The following is a 21,639-nucleotide window of genomic DNA, read 5'->3' as shown; positions in this document are numbered from 1 at the left end:
CCTAAGGTGGCCTCGCTTGTGGGTGCCGTCATGGACCCGGGAACATTGGCTCTTGAACAACTGCGGCTTAGCGTGTCACCAAGGCGACCGCCTCAAGGGAGAGCCGGGTCACCTCTTCCCAGTTGCCACTCTTGACCGCTGCCGCTGGCAGCATCCAGGAGCCGCCGACAGTCGCGACGCATTTGAGCGCCAGATAGTCGTCCACGTTGTTCGGGCCAATGCCACCTGTGGGGCAGAAGCGGATCTGCGGCAGGGGCGCGGCGATGGCGGCGAGTGCCTTGGTGCCGCCGTTGGCTTCGGCCGGGAAGAATTTGAGATGGTCATAACCCGCTTCCAGTGCTTGCATCACCTCGGAGGCGGTGGCCACCCCCGGGATCAGCGGCACCGTGCCGCTGGCTGCATGAGCCAGCAATGCCGGTGTCATGCCCGGGGAGATGACGAAGCGGGCCCCGGCAGCCACGGCGGCATCGAATTGCGCCGGATTGAGCACTGTCCCTGCCCCCACCATGGCTTCCGGCATCTCCCTGGCTATCAGGGCGATGGCTTCCAGCGCCACCGGGGTACGCAGGGTGATCTCGAACACGGAGATACCACCTGCCAGCAGCGCCTTGGCCATGGGCAGAGTCTGATCCAGTTCGTTAATGACCATGACAGGCACCAGCGGAGAGGCGGCAAACACCTCGGCCGGGGTCAATTTCCAATTTTTCATCGTCTTTTCCTTATTCGGCTCGTCATTACTCGAAAATGGTGGCGCCGCACTCGGCGCTCGATACGGTGCGGCGCATCACGCTGAACAGTTCACGGCCCCACCCCTCTTGTTCAAGGGTGAGATCAATCTCGGCCTGGGTCCGGCCAGTCAATTCGGTCAGGCAGTCAAGGCGGCCAGTCTCTGCATCCAGACGCAGCATATCGCCGTCCTGCAACAGGCCGATGGCGCCGCCATGCAGCGCCTCCGGCGTGACGTGGATGGCGGCCGGTATCTTGCCGGAGGCGCCGGAGAGGCGACCATCCGTGACCAACGCCACCTTGTATCCCGCCTTCTGCAAGTTGCCGAGCACAGGCATCAACATGTGCAACTCGGGCATGCCGTTGGCGGCAGGCCCATTGTGACGCACTACTATGATGGCATCCTCATTGAGCTCACCCGCCTGATAGGCGGCGGCCACGGCATATTGGGAAGAGAAGATCCGGGCCGGTGCCTCGACCACACGGTACTCGGGCGCCACGGCGGAGACCTTGATGACGGCGCGCCCCAGATTTCCGTCGAGCACCTTGGTGCCGCCACTGGCCTGGAACACCTGGCCGGTCGGTGACAGCACGCTGGGGTCAGTGCTCTCGCCCACCGGATGCCAGGTCAACTTGCCGTCGTTCAACTGTGGCGCGGTGAGGTGATCCTGCAGGGTACCGAAGGTGGGGGTGGCGTCCATGTTGAGCAGATCCAGCTCGGCCAGACGGCGCATCAAGCCGGGCACGGCACCCGCCTGCTGGAAGGCGTTCACGTCGGCCGGGCCATTGGGATACATGCGAACCAGCAGCGGCACCACATCGGAGAGATCGCTCAAATCATCCCAGGTCAGCACCAGACCCGCGGCGCGGGCCAGAGCCACCATATGAATGCTGTGGTTGGAGCTGCCTCCGGAGGCGAGCAGAGCGACCAGACCATTGACCAGGGTGCGGGCATCCAGCACTTCGCTCAACGGACGGTAGACGGGCGAACCCGGGATCAGGGCGCTGATGCGGCGAGCCGCCTCTGCGGTGAGGGCGCGGCGCAACTCGCTATGGGGATGGACGAAGGCGGAGCCCGGCAACATCAGTCCCATGGCCTCGAACACCAGCTGGTTGGTATTGGCCGTGCCGTAGAAGGTGCAAGTACCAGGCGCATGGTAGGCGCCGCACTCCATCTCCAGCAGCGCCTCACGGCCCACTTCGCCTGCGGCATACTGCTGGCGCACCTTGACCTTGTCATCGTTGCTGATGCCGCTCGCCATGGGGCCGGCGGGCACGAAGGCGGTGGGCAAGTGAGCGTGGGAGAGGGCACCCATGATCTGACCCGGGGCTATCTTGTCGCAGATGCCGAGCAGCAGGGTCGCATCGAAGGTATTGTGGGACAGCGACAGGGCGGTGGCCTGGGCGATGAGATCCCGGGAGAAGAGCGACATGTCCATCCCCGGCTGCCCCTGGGTCACGCCGTCGCACATGGCGGGCACGCCGCCGGCGACCTGGGCGCTGTGGCCAAGGGCCGCCAGGGTTGCCTTGATCTCGTCCGGATAATCTTTATAGGGTTGGTGGGCGCTCAACATGTCGTTGTAGGCCGTGACGATGCCGACATTGGCGCGAGTCATGTCGAGGATGCGCCCCTTCTCATCCGTACTGCAGGCGGCCACGGCGTGGGCCAGGTTGCCGCAGGCCAGGGCGGCGCGGGTCTTGCCTTGCTCGGCCTGACGGGCGATGCGGGCCAGGAAGCGCTCACGACGGCTGGCGCTGCGCGCCTCGATCCGGGCCGTGACCTGGGTGATTACCTTATGGGTCATGCTGTTTCCTCCAGGGCGTGAACGGCGCGTGCGATCACCTGATCCAGGCTGCCGTCTATGTCGATACGATGAACTCCGACTTCCCCGTCCGGGCGCTCCAGGGTATCGAATTGGCTTTGTAACATGGACTCCCGCATGAAGTGGCCATGGCGGGCCTTCATCCGGGTCAGGATGAGATCGTAACCACCGTCGAGGAACAGGAACTTGACCGCCTGATTGCCCTCGCGGATCTGATCACGGTAGCAGCGCTTGAGGGCGGAGCAGACGATGATGCCCACTTCGTTCTTCTGCTCCAGGCTGTAAGCCGCATCGCGGATCCGCTCCAGCCAGGGGGCACGATCCTCATCGTTGAGCGGGTTGCCACCGGCCATCTTCTGGATGTTGGCTCTGGGGTGCAAGTCATCGCCATCGATGAACTTGGCTCCCAAGGCTTCGGCCACCTGGGCCCCCACGGTAGACTTGCCGCTTCCGGACACGCCCATCACGATAATGCTCTTACCCGCCATTGTTTGACCTCTATCCCATTTTTCAAAAAACGTGCTGTCGATGGGTTCTAACTTACCACGTTACCGGTAACATGTTACCGGTAACAACGAGAATTGTGAAGTCTGCCACAGACTGAGCATACCCAGAGACACCCGGACTTCTGCAGTTAAGTCCTGGCTATATACATAAATAAATCAACCACATATAGCCTGCCGATGGATCGGCAAGGTGTCGATACTGAACTTGGTATAAGGAACGCATAAGAATGTCTGACCTCTCCCTGATCATGACGGCCGCGGGATCCATCCTGCTGCTGCTCTTCCTGGTGATGAAGGCCCGCCTGCACGCGGTTGTCTCACTGATCTTGGTCTCCATGGTGGCTGGCCTCGCCGCTGGTATGAACCCGGCCGACATCGCCGCCACCATACAAAAAGGCATGGGCGGTACCCTGGGCTTCGTCGCCGTGGTGGTTGCGCTTGGCGCCATGTTTGGCAAGGTGATGGAAGTCACCGGTGCCCTGGATCGCATCGCCCATACCCTGCTCAACAAGTTCGGGGTGGACAGGGCCAACTGGGCCATCGCCCTGACTGGTTTCGTCTGTGCCCTGCCGCTGTTCTTCGATGTGGCCGTGGTGCTGCTGATCGGGGTGGCCTTTGCCATCGTCCGCCATGGCGGCGGCAGCGTGGTGAAAATTGGTATCGCCCTGCTGGCCGGCATCGCCACCTGTCAGGCGTTCCTCATTCCAGCACCTGGCCCCATTCTGGTGGCATCGCAGCTGGGGGCCGATTTTGGCTACATGATACTGTTCGGGCTGATCGCCGCCGTGCCTGCACTGATCCTGGCCGGCCCCCTGTTCGGCAGCTTCATCAGCAAGCTGGTCGATGTGCCCTTGCCGCTGGATGCCCAAAGCAGCATTCATGATCACGGCGACAAGCTGCCCTCCTTCGGCCTCGCGATGGGTCTCATCGGCCTGCCGCTGCTGCTGATCGGCCTCAAGACCATCGTCAGCCGCTTCGTCGAGGCAGGCTCCAGCCTCCATGACTGGCTGGAGTTCATCGGCCACCCCTTCACCGCCATCATGGTCGCCTGCCTGGCCGCCTTCTATCTGTTGGGAATGCGCCGCGGCATGAGCCGAGACGAAGTGATGAACGTCTGCTCAAGCGCCCTTCAGCCCGCCGGTATCATCATCTTGGTGACCGGGGCTGGCGGTGTCTTCAAGCAGGTGCTGGTGGATTCCGGCGTGGGGGCCGCCTTGGGCAACATGCTGGCCGGATCGGGTCTGCCCATCGTCGCGCTGGCCTTCATACTGGCCGCCGCAGTGCGGGTCATCCAGGGCTCAGCCACCGTCGCCATGCTGACTGCCTGCGGCCTGGTACTGCCCATGCTGGAGCCCCTGGGGCTCAACGGTGCCCAGCTCGCCGCCATCACCATCGCCATCGGTGGCGGCTCCATCGTGTTGTCCCACGTCAACGACTCCGGATTCTGGTTGGCGAACCGTTATCTGGGGCTCACCGAGAAGCAGACCTTGCAGACATGGACCTTGATGGAGACCATCATCGGCACCACGGGCGGCGTGGTTGCCATGATCATTTTCAGCCTGCTTTAAGCACAAGCATGTCAATAAAAGGCCTCCATCTTGAGGCCTTTTTCACCTTTCTGATGATTGTTGCTTTGGCTGAAGGGGTGAGATTGCTAGAATCGCCTATTCGTCGCCCCGAGTGGAACGCTTAACTCAGTGATATCAGGTTTCTCTATGCATTCATCGGCCCATTATCGACACCTGCTGGCGAACTTGCCCCAGATTGCCGTCGCCGCACAACAGTTCCAGACACTTTACAGTGCCCGGGATTTCAAGAGCCGGATCCTTTCGCTCATCCAGCACGCCCGCCAACGCATCTATCTGGTCGCCCTCTATCTGCAAGATGACGAGGCTGGCCGCGAAATCATGGCTGCCCTCTACGCTGCCAAGCAGCGCAATCCCGCCCTCGACATCAAGCTGTTCGTCGACTTTCACCGTGCCCAGCGCGGCCTGATCGGCAAAGGCAAACAGGGGGGCAACCATCTGATGTATCAGGAGATGGCTGCCCAGCATCCGCACCAGATCGAGACCTACGGCGTACCGGTCAAGGGGCGCGAGCTGCTGGGGGTACTGCATCTCAAGGGCTTCATCTTCGACGACACCCTGCTCTATTCCGGTGCCAGCCTGAACGACATCTATCTGCATCAGCAGGAGCGTTACCGCTTCGACCGCTATCACCAGATAGAGAGCACCGAACTGTGCCGCGCCATGGTCAACTACGTGGATGACCAGTTCGTCGCCAATCCTGCCGTACAGCGCCTCGACAGGACAAAGATCCCGACAGCCAAGCAGCTCAAGGGCCCCATCCGCCGCTTCAAGATGAGCCTGCGCCAGAGCCAGTACCGTTTCAATACCAGCAAGGCCGATGCCCAGCAGATCGCCATCACCCCGCTGACGGGTCTGGGCAAGCGCAACAACCTGCTCAACCGCACCATTCGCAATCTGGTGCGCGCCACCGAGCGGGAGATCTTTATCTGCACCCCCTATTTCAACCCGCCCAAGGAGCTGAACAAGGACATCGAGTCCCTGCTCAACCGGGGTTGCAAGGTGACCTTCGTGGTGGGTGACAAGACGGCCAACGACTTCTTCATCCCCCCGGGCGAGAAGTTCAGCACCATAGGCGGTCTGCCCTATCTGTATGAGACCAATTTGCGCAAGTTCGCCGAGCGCAATCAACATCACATCGATGCGGGGCGGCTCAACCTCATGCTGTGGCGCCACGAGCGCAACTCCTATCACCTCAAGGGCATCTTCGTCGACGAGGAGTGGGCCCTGCTCACCGGCAACAACCTCAATCCCCGCGCCTGGGCACTGGATCTTGAGAATGGCTTGCTGATCCAGGACAGGGATCATCAGCTGGCCGAGCAGTTTGCCGCCGAGAAGGCCAACATCCTGGCCAATACCAGCCGCATCGGCAACTTCAGCCAGGTGGAAGAGCCCAAGGACTACCCGGAACAGGTGCGCAAGCTGCTGGCCCGGATCCACAGGGTCAAGGCACACCTGTTGTTGAAACGCATTATCTGATCCCCTGCCCATCCTGCGCCCAACACCAAAGGCCTGCCGTTTTCGGTAGGCCTTTGTCATGGCGGCTGGCCACTTGTCGCTGCAACGCGGCTTGCACCGAAACCTCAATAGCCCCTATCATCTGGACATATTTACAGTATTCGCGGGCATCTAATTGATGAAATTGGATAAAATTCCTCTCGATAGCCTGAAGGGTGTCGGCAGCAAGATGCAGGAGAAGTTCGAACGGCTCGGACTTGCCACCGTGCAGGATCTGCTGTTCCACCTGCCCCACCGCTACGAGGATCGCACTCAGGTGTGGCCTATCGGCGATCTCATGCCCGGCCTGCATGGCGCGGTCGAGGGTGAGATCCAGGATACCCAGCTGGTGATGGGCCGTCGCCGCATGCTGGTGTGTCGCATCAGCGACAGCACCGGCTCCCTCACCCTGCGCTTCTTCAATTTCACCGCAGCCCAGAAGAACAGCCTGGCCCAGGGCCGCCTCATCCGTTGCTTCGGCGAGACCCGCCCGGGCAAGTTCGGTCTGGAGATGACCCACCCCGAATACAAGCTGCTCGGCGAGGAACAGGCCGGTCAGACCGAAGAGGCGCTCACCCCCGTCTATCCCGCCACCGAGGGGCTGCGTCAACTCACCCTGCGCAATCTCACCGATCAGGCTTTGCTATTGCTGGCGCAACACGGGGTAGAAGAGCTGCTACCCGCCGGTCTCTACCCGCAGCAGACGGATCTGGCTGCCGCCCTGCAACTGCTGCACAGGCCACCCCCCTCGGTCGCCCTGGATCAGCTCGACAGTGGTCAGCATCCGGCTCAGCGCCGTCTGGTACTCGAAGAGCTGCTGGCCCACAACCTGTCGATATTGAAAGTACGCGCCCAGGCCCAGACCCAGCGGGCCCACGCCCTGGCGCCAGCCCCCGAGCTGGTCAAGCAGCTGCTCGATGCCCTGCCCTTTAGCCCCACCGGTGCCCAGAGCCGGGTAGTGGCCGAGATAAGCCACGATCTGCAGCAAAGCCATCCCATGATGCGGCTGGTGCAAGGGGACGTGGGCTCGGGCAAGACGCTGGTTGCGGCCTTGGCGGCGCTACAGGCCATCGGCAGCGGTTGCCAGGTAGGCTTGATGGCGCCAACCGAGCTGCTGGCCGAGCAACACGCCATCAACTTCAATCACTGGCTGGCCCCTCTGGGTATCCAGGTCGGCTGGCTGGCCGGCAAGCAGAAGGGCAAGGCAAGGGAGGCTCAGCTCGCCGCCATTGCCGATGGCAGTGTGCGCATGATTGTCGGCACCCACGCCATCTTCCAGCAGCAGGTGGTATTCGAGCGCCTCGGGCTGGTCATCATAGATGAACAGCACAGATTCGGGGTGCACCAGCGCCTCGCCCTGCGCGAAAAAGGGGAGCGGGAGGGAGTGCATCCCCACCAGCTGATCATGACCGCCACCCCGATACCCCGCACCCTGGCCATGACCGCCTATGCCGACCTCGATACCTCCATCATCGACGAGCTGCCGCCGGGTCGTACCCCGATCACCACGGTCGCCCTGCCGGACAGCCGCCGTGGCGACGTGATTGATCGGGTCAAGCTCGCCTGCGAGGAGGGCAAGCAGGCCTACTGGGTCTGCACCCTGATCGAGGAGTCCGAGGTCCTCGAATGCCAGGCCGCCGAGGATACAGCCACCGAGTTGCAGACACTGCTGCCCGGCCTGCACATCGGTCTGGTACACGGCCGGATGCGTCCCGTCGAAAAACAGCGGGTCATGGAGGAGTTCAAGGCGGGCATATTGCAACTGCTGGTCGCCACCACTGTCATCGAGGTGGGGGTGGATGTACCCAATGCCAGCCTGATGATCATCGAGAACCCGGAGCGACTCGGGCTGGCCCAGCTTCATCAACTGCGGGGCCGGGTTGGCCGAGGATCGGTCGCCTCCCACTGCGTGCTGCTCTATCACGCCCCTCTCTCCAAGACGGCCCAGAGCCGGCTCGGGGTATTGCGGGAGACCAATGACGGCTTCCTCATCGCCCAGCGGGACCTCGAACTGCGCGGCCCCGGGGAGCTGCTAGGTACTCGCCAGACCGGACTGGCGGATCTCAAGATAGCCGATCTGGTGCGCGACCAATCGCTCATTCCCCAGGTGCAGAAGCTGGCTCGCTATCTGATGGATCAGCATCCGGGCCATGTCGAACCCCTGATCCGCCGCTGGCTAGGCCTGCGGGATCACTACTCCAATGCCTGAACCCGGAGAGCCCCACACCAGGGGCTCCCTCTGCTGCCACTTAATCTGATGCCAAGGAGGCTGTGACTCATGAATGCCTGGTTACGCGCCCTGCTCTACTTTCTCGCTTTCCTGTTGCTGTTCGTCTGGATGGGGTTGGGGCTGTTCGATGCCCAGCGCGCCAAGGATCCCATCGCCAACTGGCTCAGCCGCCAGACCGGTGAACCCGTTGCCATCGGCAAGCTGGTATTCAACCCGCTTCATCCCTACACCCTGCTGGCGGAGCAAGTTAGCTATGGCGAGGCAGTCAAGTTTGACAAGGTCTATATCGAGGTCGACAGCATAGACTGGCTCAGCCGGGATGTGCGCCTTGCCCATCTGGACCTGATCAAGCCCAGCATTCGCTGGCCACTGCCTAACCAGCTGCCAAGCCTGCCGCTGCGCTCCCTCATTGTGCAAGACAGCAAGATAGACGGCCTCAACCTCATCAGCGATGAACTCAAGCTGCAAGGGGCCAGCGCCACCCTGAGCAACTGGCAGCTGCTCAGCCCGGGCCAACCGGTGCTGGCGGATCTCTCACTCAACATCAACCGTCTGGAGACGCCCAAGCTGACCCTGACCCGCCTGGCACTGGCTGGCAAGCTGCAGGGCCAGGTAGTGACCACGGATCGACTGGTAACTCAGCTGTTTGATGGTGTCGCCGAGGCTGCCGTGGTGCTGGACTGGCCCGCCCGCAGTCTGCGCCTGCAGGATCTCAAGGCCAGGGGATTGCGCATCGAGCTGGCCGATCTTGGCGACCAACCCTGGCCCCTGCGCCGGGTCAGCCTGGATCGCGGTGACTTCCAGCATGTCAGTCTCAACTCCCTGACCGACGAATTTTCCCTCAATGACTTCAATGGCGAACTGAGCCAGTTCGAGTGGCAGGCAGGCACCTCGCCCAGCGGCCAACTGCTCGGTAGTCTGGGGGATGCGGGGCGTGGTTTGTTCCAACTGGAGAATATCGAGGGGCAGCTGAGCTTCTCCGGCCAGCAGATCAACGCCACCCTCAAGGGGGAAGGTTATGACGGCAGCTTCGACACCATGTTCAGCCTGGATCCCGAACGCCAGCAGCTGCGTCTGCGCCAGCTGACCCTGACCGGCATGGACATCAGCCTGCCACAGGGGTGGTGGCAAGCCTGGCAGACTGCGCGGCCGACCCGGCTCGAGATAAGCCAGCTTCATTTCGACAGGCTGAGGGTGCTCTCCTTCGATGATGCCCTGCCACTCTCCCTGAGCGGCTGGAACCTGAACCTGGAGCAGCTGGCCCTGGATGGCCGACACCCCCTGGCCCTGAACGAACAGGGGCTGCTCAACAGCGACTGGATAGAACTGGCCTGGGACGGCCTCTCGGCCCGCAACGGTCAGTTGGCCCTCAGCGCGACTCCCGGGCTCTGGCAGCTGAGCAAGCTCAGCAGCCAGCTGCCCGATGAGGGCAGCCTGACGGTCAGTGGCCAGTGGAGTACTCAGGCGCAACCCACCTCCAGCCTCACCCTCAAGGCAGTGCAGCTGGATCTGGAACAGTGGGGCAAGTTGCTCCACAGCCCGCTCTCGTTTGCTGGCAAGGCAGATCTCGACTTGAACCTGCAAGTCAGCTTGCCAGACTGGCGCACCAGCCTGAACGGCACCCTGAGTCTGGATGCCAGGGATCCCTTCTGGGACAAGGTGAAACTGGATCCCCTGCTCGATGAGTGGCTCGCTCAAGCCGCTCCCCCGGGCCTGAGCCAGGACGCGCTTTGGCAGGCCATGCAGGGGGGGGATACTCCCTTCTACCAGGGGGTGCTGGCCGCTAACATTCAAGGTGGCAAACTGCAACTGACCCGAGGCGGCGCCTCTACCATTACCCACTTGCTCGCCTTGAGCGGCGGTCTGGATCTGGGTAGCGAGCGATGGCAACTCGACGTAGGCGTCCTCAATCGAGAGGGGTGCGCCGAGCTCATCGGCCAATGGCGCGGACCGCTCGCGGCCCCCGAGCTCGCCTGGCAGTTCAGCGCAGGCAAGGCAAGCTGCGACTGGCAGGCTGGGGTCAGCTACCCCGCTCAGGGCCGCGACACGCCAATCCATCGCCCCCCGGCGCCCTCCCCCGGCAAACCGGCCGCGGCGGGCTCAAGTGACTGATCTTTGATGCCGACTCTTCTACCATGCCCATCAATACAAAGGCCTCCCTTGGGAGGCCTTTTGACGGCTGCAACGATGGTGGCGCGCTAACTGCGCTTGGACGGCTGCACCACATAGCGGCCGAGAAACTCGGCGGCGAGCTGGCTGCCGCTGAACAGTTTGATCTTGAGGCTGAACTTGGCTGATTTCCCCTCCCGCAGCGGTTGCAGCACGGCGGGCATCCCCTCACGGGCAACTCTGGCCTCCGGCTCCTTGGTGACGGGGCGGTAATACTTGATATCACCTTCCGCCAGCACGGTATCGCCGACCAGCCCCTCTTCCTTCAGCTGCAACCAGATCAGGCCCCAGCCCGCCAGCACGCACTGGCTGTAGATACTGCCGGCGAACATGGTGTCATGGACATTGAGATTGGCGGCCAGATTGGCCTTGAGATGGAAGGTCTGGCCATCATAGTGGGTGATGTGCACACCCATCTTTTCGCTGATGGGTATACCACGCGCCCAGCGGGTGGTGAGGTCCTGGCACCATTGGGGTCTGTATTCTATGGTCTGCAGCGGGCTCAGGGATTTGATCATTTGGCGGTGAGGAATACGACCGAAAGAGACCGGGCCCTCACCCACCTCAAGAAAACCACATCTGCGATAAAACTCTACCGCCTCCTGGCGGGCATTCATCACCAGCCGTTTGACCTTCTCTTCACAGGCAAGTTGTTCCAGATCCGCGACCATACGCATCCCCAATCCCTGACCACGGTACTCGGGCAGCATGGCCATGAAGCGGATCTGGGCCTCGTCTCCACCAACGAACAAGCGGCCCACGGCGATGGGCGTACCATCGGGGGCCAGCATCATGCGATGGATGGCGACTGAGTCATATTCGTCTCGCTCGGAACCAGGGGGGAAGTTGAAAGGCTTGCGCAGCAGTTCCCAGCGCAGCTTGTAGTAAACATCCAGCTCTGACTCTGTTTGAGGGGTTACCACCCGGTACATAGCTACATCCTTGAGTTACACTGGTCGAAAGCCATCTTGCCGTGCAATTTCATGGACTTCAATCTACAGACGTATCAGGCCGAACAGTTATTGCATCTGGGAGTCAGTCCGAGCCGCCGCATTTGCGTCCAGCAAAATAGCGATCATCGCTGGCTGGAGATAGATGGCGTGGTGCAATCCGCCATGGTGCGTGCCGCCCCGCAACGGCTCTGTCTCCCCCACCAGCAAGCCATCGCCGACCTGCTGCCGACGAAAGCCGAGCGCATACTTGAACTGGGCCTTGGTGGCGGCGATATCGGCCGCCACCTGCTGGCTCGCTGGCCAGAGGCACAACTCGACAGCGTGGATCTCGACGCCGAGGTGATAAGCCTCTATCGCGACTTCTTCATGACGACGGGAAGTGCGGAGCGCCAGTGCCTGCATCAGGCCGATGCCCTCGCTTTCCTGCTCGAACAGGGCGCTGACTACGATCTGGTCCTGGTGGATCTGTTCAGTCAGGACGGCAACCCGCCCCTTCTTTTCACTCCCCACTTCTATCAAGCCCTGGCGAGTCGACTGCGCGGTGAACTCATCATCAATCTGCTGCCCAGAACCGGGCGAGAGCTGGATCAGGTATTACTGTTGGTCGAACGCTGGATAGGCCAGACAGCGTTGAGAGGGGTGCCGGGTTGCATCAACCAGATAGTCCATGCCCGCAAGGCTTGAGCACCCGAGCCTACACCTGCAGCCAGAAGGTGACGGGGCCGTCGTTGAGCAGTGCCACCTTCATGTCCGCGGCGAACCGTCCGGTCTCGGTCCTTAGACCTGCGACTCTGGCTTGGTCGATAAAGTATTCATAGAGCCTCTTGGCCTCGTCTGACCTGGCGCCACCCGAGAAGCTGGGCCTCATCCCCTTGCCGGTGTCCGCCGCCAGGGTGAACTGGGATACGACCAGCAGGCTGCCACCCACCTGAGCAACATTGAGATTCATCTTGCCCTGCTCGTCACCGAAGATGCGATAGCCGCTCACCTTGTGCAGCAGCTTGTCGGCCTTGTCCTCATCATCACCTTGCTCGACCCCGAGCAATACCAGAAAGCCCTGATCTATGGCGCCAACGACCTCACCCTCAACGGTAACGCTGGCCTCGCTAACCCTTTGAATCAATGCAATCACCCGCGACTCCTTTGCCTGGTACAGGTTGAAATGAAACGACCGCCTCGGGGCGGTCATCCATGTTACCAACAACAGGCTGGCTCAGCCCAGCTCCTCAATCACCGGCTTCTCATACTCCCCGAGACAGGCAGTGGTCTCGGCGCCGAGCAGAACAACCAGCCAGCTCAGATAGACCCAGACAAAGAGAATGGGAATAGTGGCCAGGGCACCATAGATGGCCTGATAGGAGGGGAAGTTGGTGATGTAGAGCGCGAAGCCACGCTTGGCCAGCTCGAATAACACGGCGGCCACCATGGCGCCGACCAACGCGTGGGAGAGCCGAACCTTGCAGTTGGGTACCACAGTATAAATAAGCAAAAAACCAATGACGGAGAAGAGGAAGGGCAGACCCCGCAGCAGCCAGTAACCGACCCCGAACAGCGCCTCTCCCTGGAAGATACGCAGCGAAATGATGTAGGAGGAGACGGCAATGCTGGCCCCGATGAGCACAGGGCCCAGGGTCAGTATCATCCAGTACATGGCGAATGCCTGGCCGAGTGGCCTGCCTCGGGTGGATCGCCAGATGTAGTTGAGGTTCTTGTCGATGGCCGAGATCAACATCAGGGCCACCACCACCAACGCCCCTATCCCCACGGCGGTGGTGTTGGTGGCATTGGCTACGAAGCCATCTATGTACTGCTTGAGGGCATCCCCCGCCGTCGGCACGAAGTTGGCGTAGACGAACTGCTCCATCGCCTGCTTGAGCCCTTCAAACACCGGAAACGCAGACATCATGCCGAACACCACGGCTATCATGGGCACCAGGGAGAGCAGAGTGACATAAGCAAGATAGCCTGCGGTGACCGTCAGCCTGTCTTGTTGAAAACGGCCCCAGACGAAGTGGGCGAAATGACGGCCATCGTGGCGCAAGAACGCAGAAGCGTGCGCCAGCTGCCGACGAAAGTGATGCTGCATATTAACTTCCTACGAGACAGATTCTGCCCCCTATTGTGTCAGACTCATCGCCAGATTGCCCGATCCCAGCAAAATGAGTCCTGTTTCCTGCCTCACTGCGCCGCCCCTTGTGGTTGCTTGCAGGATGGCCGCCACCTCAACATCACCAGCCGTCTTCTGAAGCCATCCCCGGCATTCGCCCATAAAAAAATCCGAACACCAGGGTGTTCGGATTTTTATTCATCCACCATCAAGCCAAGTTATCGGCCTGATGGGAGAGAGATCAGGCGCGACCGGAGCGCTTGCGATCCATCTCGGTCAACAGTTTCTTACGAACACGTATTGCCTTGGGAGTGATCTCGACCAATTCATCGTTGTCGATGAATTCGAGGGCCTGTTCCAGGGTCATGCGGATCGGCGGAGTCAGCACTTGAGCTTCATCGGTACCGGAGGCACGCATGTTGGTCAGCTGCTTGCCCTTCAGGCAGTTCACTGTCAGATCGTTGGAACGGGAGTGAATACCGATCACCTGGCCTTCGTACACTTCGGTAGCGTGACCGATAAACAGACGACCGCGGTCTTGCAGACCAAACAGGGCGAAGGTCAGGGCCTTGCCGGTTGCGTTGGAGATCAGCACGCCATTCTGACGCTCGCCGATGCTGCCACCCTTGTGCGGACCGTAATGGTCGAAGGTGTGGTACAGCAGACCGGTACCGGAAGTCATGGTCAGGAACTCGGTCTGGAAACCGATCAGGCCACGGCTCGGGATCATGAAGTCAAGACGGACACGACCCTTGCCATCCGGAGTCATGTTGGTCATCTCGCCTTTACGCAGGCCGAGCTGCTCCATGACAGAACCCTGGTGGGCTTCTTCCACGTCGACAGTCACAGTTTCAAACGGCTCGTGCAACACGCCATCCACGGTGCGCAGGATAACTTCCGGACGGGATACCGCCAGCTCGTAGCCTTCGCGACGCATGTTTTCGATCAGGATGGAAAGGTGCAGTTCACCACGGCCGGAAACGCGGAACTTGTCCGGATCTTCGGTCTCTTCCACGCGCAGGGCCACGTTGTGGACCAGCTCCTGGTTCAGACGCTCCATGATGTTGCGGGAGGTCACGAACTTGCCTTCTTTACCGGCGAACGGTGAGGTGTTGACCTGGAAGGTCATGTTCACGGTCGGCTCGTCGACGGAGAGTGCCGGCAGGGCTTCAACAGCATTGTTGTCACAGATGGTGTCGGAGATTTTCAGCTCGCCCAGACCGGTGATGGCAATGATGTCGCCCGCTTGCGCGTCAACAACTTCGGTACGGGACAGACCCAGGTAGCCAAGTACCTGACCGACTTTGCCGGTACGGGTCTTGCCGTTGGCACCAACGACGGTGACTTGCTGGTTGGTTTTGACGCGACCACGGCTGATACGGCCGATACCGATGACACCCACGTAGGAGTTGTAGTCCAGCTGGGAGATCTGCATCTGGAAGGCACCGGCAGGGTCACCCTTCGGCTGCTCTACGTTGTCAACGATGGCCTGGAACAGGGGTTCCATGTTGTCGGACTCAACGTTTTGGTCCATGGTGGCCCAACCGTTCAGTGCAGAGGCGTAGACAACTTTGAAGTCCAGCTGCTCATCGGTGGCACCCAGGTTGTCGAACAGATCGAAGACCTGATCCATTACCCAGTCAGGACGAGCACCCGGACGGTCAATCTTGTTGATGACGACGATCGGCTTTAGACCCTGGGCGAATGCTTTTTGGGTGACGAAACGGGTTTGCGGCATAGGGCCGTCAACGGCATCCACCAGCAGCAACACGGAGTCAACCATGGACATGACACGCTCTACTTCACCACCGAAGTCGGCGTGACCCGGAGTATCAACGATGTTGATGCGGTAGTCTTTCCAACGGATTGCAGTGTTCTTGGCGAGAATGGTAATACCACGTTCTTTTTCCAGATCGTTGGAATCCATCAGACGCTCTTGACCATCAGTGGTACGGTCGAGGGTTCCAGACTGCTGCAGCAGCTTATCAACCAGGGTAGTTTTGCCGTGGTCTACGTGCGCAATAATCGCAATATTGCGTAAATTCTCTAACATTCTCGCCTCAATCACCGGGTAAAATTGGGCGCTAATTGTACTCTCGCCTTTGTGATCTGCCTAGCAGAATCGCAGTAGATTCACGCACGGCAATGGATCTGGATCATAGACCCGAGCCACCAAGCCTGTTTAGATGGGGATCCTGCCCTCTTGCACTTGTTTGGCGCACCAAAACGATCCCCAATAGCACCAAGTTGGTGCAATATGGCGCAGAACCAGCAGATTTTGGGACGCCAAGATGCGGCAACTGCCCTGAAATCATGCTGTCACAAACTTGGCACGATACTCGCTTATGTGAAATCGATGACGAATTCACCCAAAGAGTTTTAACACCGGAGGTTACTTAGCATGTCAGCTCAGAACGTAATGGCCTTGATCCAGGAACATGAAGTCAAGTTTGTCGACCTGCGCTTTACCGACACCAAGGGTAAAGAGCAGCACGTTTCCATTCCTTCCCACCAGGTCAACGAAGAGTTCTTCGAAGACGGCAAAATGTTCGATGGTTCCTCCATCGGCGGCTGGAAAGGCATTAACGAGTCTGACATGGTGCTGATGCCGGATGCGGCCTCCGCCAAGCTGGATCCGTTCACCGAAGAGACCACTCTGAACATCGTCTGTGACATCCTGGAACCGGCCACCATGCAAGGCTACGATCGCGACCCGCGCTCCATCGCCAAGCGTGCCGAAGACTTCCTGAAGTCCAGCGGCATTGCCGATACCGTCCTGTTTGGACCGGAACCCGAATTCTTCATGTTCGACAACATCACCTTCTCGAACACCATGGGCCACAGCTTCGTCAAGATCGAATCCGAAGAAGCCGCCTGGAACTCAGGCACCGCCTACGAGCACGGCAACAAGGGGCACCGTCCCTTCGTCAAGGGTGGTTACTTCCCGGTTGCACCGGTTGACTCCTCCCAGGACATCCGCGCCGCCATGTGTCTGGTGCTGGAAGAGATGGGCCAGGTCGTCGAAGCGCACCACCACGAGGTGGCTACCGCCGGTCAGAACGAGATCGCCACTCGCTTCAATACCCTCACCCTGAAGGCTGATGAAGTCCAGGTGCTGAAGTACGTGATCCACAACGTGGCCCACGCCTACAACAAGACTGTTACCTTCATGCCAAAACCCATGTTCGGTGACAACGGCTCCGGCATGCACTGCCACCAGTCCCTGGCCAAAGATGGCGTCAACCTGTTCGCTGGCGACTTGTATGGCGGCTTGTCCGAGATGGCCCTGCACTACATCGGCGGCATCATCAAGCACGCCAAGGCCATCAACGCCTTCGCCAACCCGACCACCAACTCCTACAAGCGTCTGGTACCAGGCTACGAAGCGCCGGTCATGCTGGCTTACTCTGCCCGCAACCGTTCCGCTTCCATCCGTATCCCAGTCGTACCGAGCCCGAAAGCCCGCCGTATCGAAGTGCGCTTCCCGGATCCGGCCGCCAACCCTTACCTGGCCTTCGCAGCTCAGCTGATGGCCGGTCTGGACGGTATCATCAACAAGATCCACCCGGGCGATGCCATGGACAAGAACTTGTATGATCTGCCGCCGGAAGAAGCAGCAGAAGTGCCGACCGTTGCCGGCTCTCTGGACGAAGCCCTGGCTGGTCTAGACGCGGACCGCGAGTTCCTGACCCGCGGCGGCGTGTTCAGCGACGACTTCATCAACTCCTACCTGGAGCTGAAGCAGCATGAAGTGGACCGCGTACGCATGACCCCGCACCCGCTGGAGTTCGAACTGTACTACTCTGTCTAACAGATACAGTCAGAACCCAATGCATACAAAACCCGCCTCATGGCGGGTTTTTTCTCTGATAGGCTTTAAGCGGGGTCCCACCAAGGAGAGATGGATGAGAATGAGCCGCTATGCCGGGTTCTTGCTGCTGGTCTGCCTGAGCGCCCAGGGTGCCAAGATCTACTCCTGGATCGACAATCGGGGGATCACTCACTACACCAGTGCCCCTCCCGCCGGCCAGCAAACCCAGGAGATCGATCTGCGAGTCGCGCCTCTGGTTGGCACAACCACCCACTCGGTACAGGTCGATAATTACAACCACCTCATTGGCGCCGATATCAAGCAGGCCGAACTAACCATCTCCCTGCTCTCCCCCGAACCAGACAGCACCCTGCGCGACAACACCGGCAACATAGTGTTCGAAGCCCAGGTCACCCCCGCCCCGCCGACCCAATACGACTTACGCCTGTTGCTCGATGGCAAGGAGCAGGGCCGGGCTCACAACACGCTGATGATCCGCCTAGAAAATCTGGATCGGGGCACCCATAGGGTGCAGCTCGAGCTACTGGCAAAAGACGGTACGATCCTTGCTAAATCAGATGTTGTGACTTTCTATCTGCACAGAACCAGAGCCAATCAGGCAGCCAACCCGGGCCCTGCGCCTCATAAAGGGTGATCCTCTGCACCTATGCGGGTAGACTGAATGCACTATATTGGTGCATTGCCGGTATGTAGCACCGTTTTAGGGAGAAACCTGTGCCAGTCCGCTCGGATCAAGCCAAGACATTACTCGACAACCTGCTGACCGCCGTCATTCTGATGGACGAGCGCCTCTGCATTCAGCACGTCAATCCTGCGGCTGAGCAGTTGCTCTCCCTCAGTCAACGCCGGCTGATCGGGCTGGAACTGCCCCATCTGCTGGAGCACATCTCCCTCGACTTGCAACGCTTTCGCCAATGCCTCATCTCGGGGCAAGGCTTCACCGACAGTGAAGTGACGCTCGTCGTGGAAGGAGAGCCCCGCCTGGTCGAACTCAGTGCCAGCCCCCTGGCCGACCATGAGCAGCGCTTGATAGTGGTTGAGCTGCGCAAGATCGATCAGCAGAAGAAGATCAGTCAGGAGTTGCAGCAGCATGCCCAACAACAGGCGGCCAGGGAGTTGGTGCGCGGTTTGGCCCACGAGATCAAAAATCCGCTCGGGGGACTGCGGGGGGCCGCCCAATTGCTGCAAAAGGAGCTGCCAGACCCTGCCTTGCGCGAATATACCGGCATCATCATCGAGCAGGCTGACAGGTTGCGCTTGCTGGTCGATCGCCTGCTCGGCCCCCAGCGTCCCGGCCGCCATCAGGTTCACAACGTCCACTCGGTACTGGAACAGGTACGTCGTCTGGTGGAGTTGGAGCTGCCCGGCGGGATCCGCATAGAACGGGACTATGACCCCAGCATTCCTGAATTCGAGATGGAACCTGATCAGCTGCAACAGGCCTTCCTCAACATAGTGCGCAACGCCGCCGAAGCACTGGTCAGCCAGACGGGCCTCATCAGCCTGCGTACCCGCACCGTGTTCCAGATCACTATCCACGGCCAGCGTTACCGGCTCGCCGCCGAGATCAAGATCATCGACAACGGCCCCGGCATCCCGGATGCCATCCGTGACACTCTCTTCTACCCCATGATTACCGGCAAGGAGGGCGGCACGGGGCTCGGACTCTCCATCGCCCAGAACCTGATCGATCAGCACAAGGGCCGCATCGACTGCATCAGTTGGCCAGGGCATACCGAGTTCACCGTTTATCTACCGCTTCGCAAATAAGGGAACTTCATGACCGCAAAAGTATGGATCGTCGATGACGACAGTTCGATCCGCTGGGTGCTGGAGCGCACCCTGGGCAACGAGGGTTTCGAGTGCGAGAGTTTCGCCGATGGCGAGGCCCTGCTGCACTCCCTGGAAGCACGATCTCCCGATGTGATCCTGTCCGACATCCGCATGCCCGGCATCGATGGCCTCAGCCTGCTGGAACAGATCCATCGTCGTCAGGCGGACTTGCCCATCATTATCATGACCGCCCATTCGGATCTCGACAGTGCAGTCAACGCCTATCAGCGTGGCGCCTTCGAATACCTGCCCAAGCCGTTCGATATTGAAGAGGCGGTCACCCTGGTGCGCCGCGCAGAGAACCACCTCAAGGAGCAGCGCACCAAGCGCAAGACTCGGCCGCAGGATGCCGCCAGCAGCCCGGAGATCATCGGTGAAGCCCCCGCCATGCAGGAGGTGTTTCGCGCCATCGGCCGGCTGTCACGGTCCAGCATCTCGGTGTTGATCAACGGCCAGAGCGGCACCGGCAAGGAGCTGGTCGCCCATGCCCTGCATCGTCACAGCCCGCGTTCCCACAAGAATTTCATTGCCCTCAACATGGCAGCCATCCCGAAAGATCTGATCGAATCAGAGCTATTTGGCCATGAGAAAGGAGCCTTCACCGGGGCCAACAACATACGCCATGGCCGCTTCGAACAAGCGGATGGCGGCACCCTGTTTCTCGATGAAATAGGTGACATGCCACTGGATGTGCAGACCCGGCTGCTGCGGGTACTGGCCGATGGTCAGTTCTATCGGGTTGGCGGCCATCAGCCGGTACAGGTGGACGTGCGCATCATAGCCGCCACCCACCAGAACCTGGAGAAACGGGTCGCCGATGGCGAATTTCGGGAGGATCTGTTCCACCGCCTCAACGTCATCCGCATCCATATCCCGGCCCTCAAGGAGCGCCGTGAAGACATCCCCCAGCTGGCTCACCACTTCCTGCTGCGAGCCGCCAAGGAGCTCAACGTGGAGGCCAAGAGCCTGCACCCGGATACTCAAGTGTTCATCAGCCGACTGCCCTGGCCCGGCAACGTGCGTCAGCTGGAAAACGTCTGTCGCTGGCTGACCGTCATGGCCTCGGGACAGGAGGTATTGGTCGCCGATCTGCCCACCGAGCTGCTGACGCCGATCACCAGCGTCGCCGAACCGGGTCAACCCGCACTCGCCGGTGGCTGGCAGCAACAGCTGCGCGACTGGGTCGCCGCCAAGCTGGCTCTGGGTGAGATAGACATACTGGCCGACGCCATGCCGCAGTTCGAACGGATCATGCTGGAGACGGCGCTGGAGCATACCCATGGCCACAAGCAAGAGGCGGCGCGCCTGCTCGGCTGGGGCCGCAATACCCTCACTCGCAAACTCAAGGAGCTCGATTTTTCCTGAGTATCGGCCGGCCCCCAGCCACAAGGGGGCCCCGCCATTTACCAGTCTCATCCCCCTTGTCTACCCCATCCAGATCCCAACCACAACCATGCCAGCGCGCAACGGCTCCCATCCGGGCTGAACAACGGCACACATGAATGCGCCGTCTTTCTATGCCATTCGAAAGACGGCGCTAGATGTTGACGCGGGTCAGGCTGACGTCGGCCTTGGTGACTCACTGACAGGGTGGATGACCCTCAGCGATAAAACATAACCCTCATCCCGCCTGAAGGTTCAATACGCCTTGCTGCCCAGCAAGTGACCATCGATGGGCGACGGCAACCCGTACTGGGAGTACTTGCCATGAAACGCCTTGGTGGTCTGCTCGAGGTCGCCCTTGAATCTGGGATCCTGGGGCCGCGCCTGGCTATTGATATAGAGGGACACATTCCAGGCCTGCTGGTCGCTCAGACTGCCACCCCGAGAGAGCGGCATGTTGCTCTTGATGAAGGCGGCGGCCTTGTCGACACCGTGCATGCCAGCTCCCCAGTTGTAACTGTCTCTCCCCCACAGTGGCGGGAAGACGTAGCGCTCCGCCACCTTCTTGCCCTCCCCATCGGCGCCGTGGCAATCGGCGCAACGTGCACCATAGAGGGCCTGGCCTCGCTTGAAATCGGGCGTTTCCTTGGCAGCAGACTGGTTGGCGAAGTGGCTGGCGGCACGTTTTATCTGCTCGTCGCTGAGTTGATAAATGATGGGATTCATGAAGTCACTGACCCGCTTTCCGCTGCGAAATGCCTGCAACTGCTCGGTCAGGTAAGCCTCTGACTGCCCCCACAGATTGGGAATGTTCGGCTCCTTGGGTACACCGTTCAGGCCGTGGCAGGTAGCACAAATCCGAGGAACATCTTGAGTGGCTTGCTCCGCCAGGGCCGCCAGGGCCGCCAGGGGCAACAGACTGCTGCACAGCAACATGAGCGAGAGTGGTCTCTTTATCGGTACAGGATCCTTCCTGAAAATAACAATATCGTTA

17 protein-coding genes are annotated in these 21,639 nt (G+C 60.4%); 9 read left to right on the top strand and 8 right to left on the bottom strand.

The features are described from left to right. Window positions 1–67 precede the first annotated feature (67 nt). Genes G113_RS00465 through G113_RS00455 form a run of 3 tightly spaced genes read right to left on the bottom strand, consistent with a single transcriptional unit; the run spans window position 68 to window position 3,037 of the window. The gene (locus tag G113_RS00465) at window positions 68–709 is read right to left on the bottom strand and encodes a bifunctional 4-hydroxy-2-oxoglutarate aldolase/2-dehydro-3-deoxy-phosphogluconate aldolase (RefSeq protein ID WP_005890793.1); all 642 of its coding nucleotides are present in this window, start codon (window positions 707–709) and stop codon (window positions 68–70) included. A 25-nt stretch (window positions 710–734) separates the two neighbouring features. Then, window positions 735–2,531, bottom strand: a complete 1,797-nt coding sequence (gene edd, locus G113_RS00460; protein WP_005890790.1) for a phosphogluconate dehydratase — start codon at window positions 2,529–2,531, stop codon at window positions 735–737. Then, window positions 2,528–3,037 carry a gluconokinase gene (locus G113_RS00455; RefSeq protein ID WP_005890787.1) on the bottom strand — a complete coding sequence of 170 codons (510 nt, stop codon included), beginning with the start codon at window positions 3,035–3,037 and terminating at the stop codon, window positions 2,528–2,530. Before G113_RS00455 ends, edd begins: the two co-directional genes overlap by 4 nt. Before the next feature lie 245 nt (window positions 3,038–3,282). Between G113_RS00455 and gntU the strand changes: the two genes are divergently transcribed. The 4 genes from gntU to G113_RS00435 all read left to right on the top strand — a co-directional run bounded on the left by gntU (window position 3,283) and on the right by G113_RS00435 (window position 10,480). Then, window positions 3,283–4,623 carry a gluconate transporter gene (gene gntU, locus G113_RS00450; RefSeq protein WP_005890784.1) on the top strand — a complete coding sequence of 447 codons (1,341 nt, stop codon included), beginning with the start codon at window positions 3,283–3,285 and terminating at the stop codon, window positions 4,621–4,623. A 147-nt stretch (window positions 4,624–4,770) separates the two neighbouring features. Further along, a complete protein-coding gene (gene pssA / locus G113_RS00445) occupies window positions 4,771–6,120 on the top strand; it encodes a CDP-diacylglycerol--serine O-phosphatidyltransferase (protein WP_005890782.1) in 1,350 nt (449 codons plus the stop codon). Between the two features lie 157 nt (window positions 6,121–6,277). Next, window positions 6,278–8,347 carry an ATP-dependent DNA helicase RecG gene (gene recG, locus G113_RS00440; RefSeq protein WP_005890779.1) on the top strand — a complete coding sequence of 690 codons (2,070 nt, stop codon included), beginning with the start codon at window positions 6,278–6,280 and terminating at the stop codon, window positions 8,345–8,347. 69 nt (window positions 8,348–8,416) lie between these two features. Next, the gene (locus tag G113_RS00435; RefSeq protein ID WP_005890775.1) at window positions 8,417–10,480 is read left to right on the top strand and encodes an AsmA family protein; all 2,064 of its coding nucleotides are present in this window, start codon (window positions 8,417–8,419) and stop codon (window positions 10,478–10,480) included. A gap of 86 nt (window positions 10,481–10,566) precedes the next feature. Here G113_RS00435 and G113_RS00430 read toward each other — a convergent pair whose 3' ends face one another. After that, window positions 10,567–11,469: a bifunctional GNAT family N-acetyltransferase/hotdog fold thioesterase gene (locus G113_RS00430; protein WP_005890772.1), complete on the bottom strand. Its 903-nt coding sequence runs from the start codon at window positions 11,467–11,469 to the stop codon at window positions 10,567–10,569. 51 nt (window positions 11,470–11,520) lie between these two features. Between G113_RS00430 and G113_RS00425 the strand changes: the two genes are divergently transcribed. Beyond that, complete coding sequence (locus G113_RS00425; RefSeq protein ID WP_005890770.1) at window positions 11,521–12,174, top strand: spermidine synthase; 654 nt, start codon at window positions 11,521–11,523, stop codon at window positions 12,172–12,174. Between the two features lie 10 nt (window positions 12,175–12,184). Here the strand turns inward: G113_RS00425 and dtd are convergent, their stop codons facing one another. From dtd to typA, 3 genes are all read right to left on the bottom strand, one after another. Then, entirely contained in the window at window positions 12,185–12,622 is a 438-nt protein-coding gene (gene dtd / locus G113_RS00420) for a D-aminoacyl-tRNA deacylase (RefSeq protein WP_005890768.1), read from the bottom strand. 81 nt (window positions 12,623–12,703) lie between these two features. Continuing rightward, window positions 12,704–13,576, bottom strand: coding sequence for a virulence factor BrkB family protein (locus G113_RS00415; RefSeq protein ID WP_005890767.1), 873 nt, complete (start codon window positions 13,574–13,576; stop codon window positions 12,704–12,706). A 262-nt stretch (window positions 13,577–13,838) separates the two neighbouring features. Beyond that, complete coding sequence (typA, locus tag G113_RS00410; RefSeq protein WP_005890765.1) at window positions 13,839–15,650, bottom strand: translational GTPase TypA; 1,812 nt, start codon at window positions 15,648–15,650, stop codon at window positions 13,839–13,841. A gap of 348 nt (window positions 15,651–15,998) precedes the next feature. Between typA and glnA the strand changes: the two genes are divergently transcribed. The 4 genes from glnA to glnG all read left to right on the top strand — a co-directional run bounded on the left by glnA (window position 15,999) and on the right by glnG (window position 20,627). Next, window positions 15,999–17,408 (top strand): glutamate--ammonia ligase, encoded by a 1,410-nt coding sequence (glnA, locus tag G113_RS00405; protein ID WP_005890763.1) that lies wholly within the window; start codon window positions 15,999–16,001, stop codon window positions 17,406–17,408. Between the two features lie 100 nt (window positions 17,409–17,508). Next, window positions 17,509–18,063: a DUF4124 domain-containing protein gene (locus tag G113_RS00400; protein ID WP_005890761.1), complete on the top strand. Its 555-nt coding sequence runs from the start codon at window positions 17,509–17,511 to the stop codon at window positions 18,061–18,063. Window positions 18,064–18,143: 80 nt separating this feature from the next. After that, window positions 18,144–19,199: a nitrogen regulation protein NR(II) gene (gene glnL / locus G113_RS00395; protein WP_005890758.1), complete on the top strand. Its 1,056-nt coding sequence runs from the start codon at window positions 18,144–18,146 to the stop codon at window positions 19,197–19,199. A 9-nt stretch (window positions 19,200–19,208) separates the two neighbouring features. Further along, window positions 19,209–20,627 (top strand): nitrogen regulation protein NR(I), encoded by a 1,419-nt coding sequence (gene glnG / locus G113_RS00390; RefSeq protein WP_005890756.1) that lies wholly within the window; start codon window positions 19,209–19,211, stop codon window positions 20,625–20,627. Between the two features lie 273 nt (window positions 20,628–20,900). Here glnG and G113_RS20195 read toward each other — a convergent pair whose 3' ends face one another. Further along, window positions 20,901–21,581 (bottom strand): c-type cytochrome, encoded by a 681-nt coding sequence (locus G113_RS20195; RefSeq protein ID WP_005890754.1) that lies wholly within the window; start codon window positions 21,579–21,581, stop codon window positions 20,901–20,903. Window positions 21,582–21,639: the final 58 nt, after the last annotated feature.

Source organism: Aeromonas molluscorum 848 (assembly GCF_000388115.1).
GTDB classification, from domain to species: Bacteria; Pseudomonadota; Gammaproteobacteria; order Enterobacterales; family Aeromonadaceae; genus Aeromonas; species Aeromonas molluscorum.
This window is presented reverse-complemented; position numbering and strand designations above follow the sequence as displayed.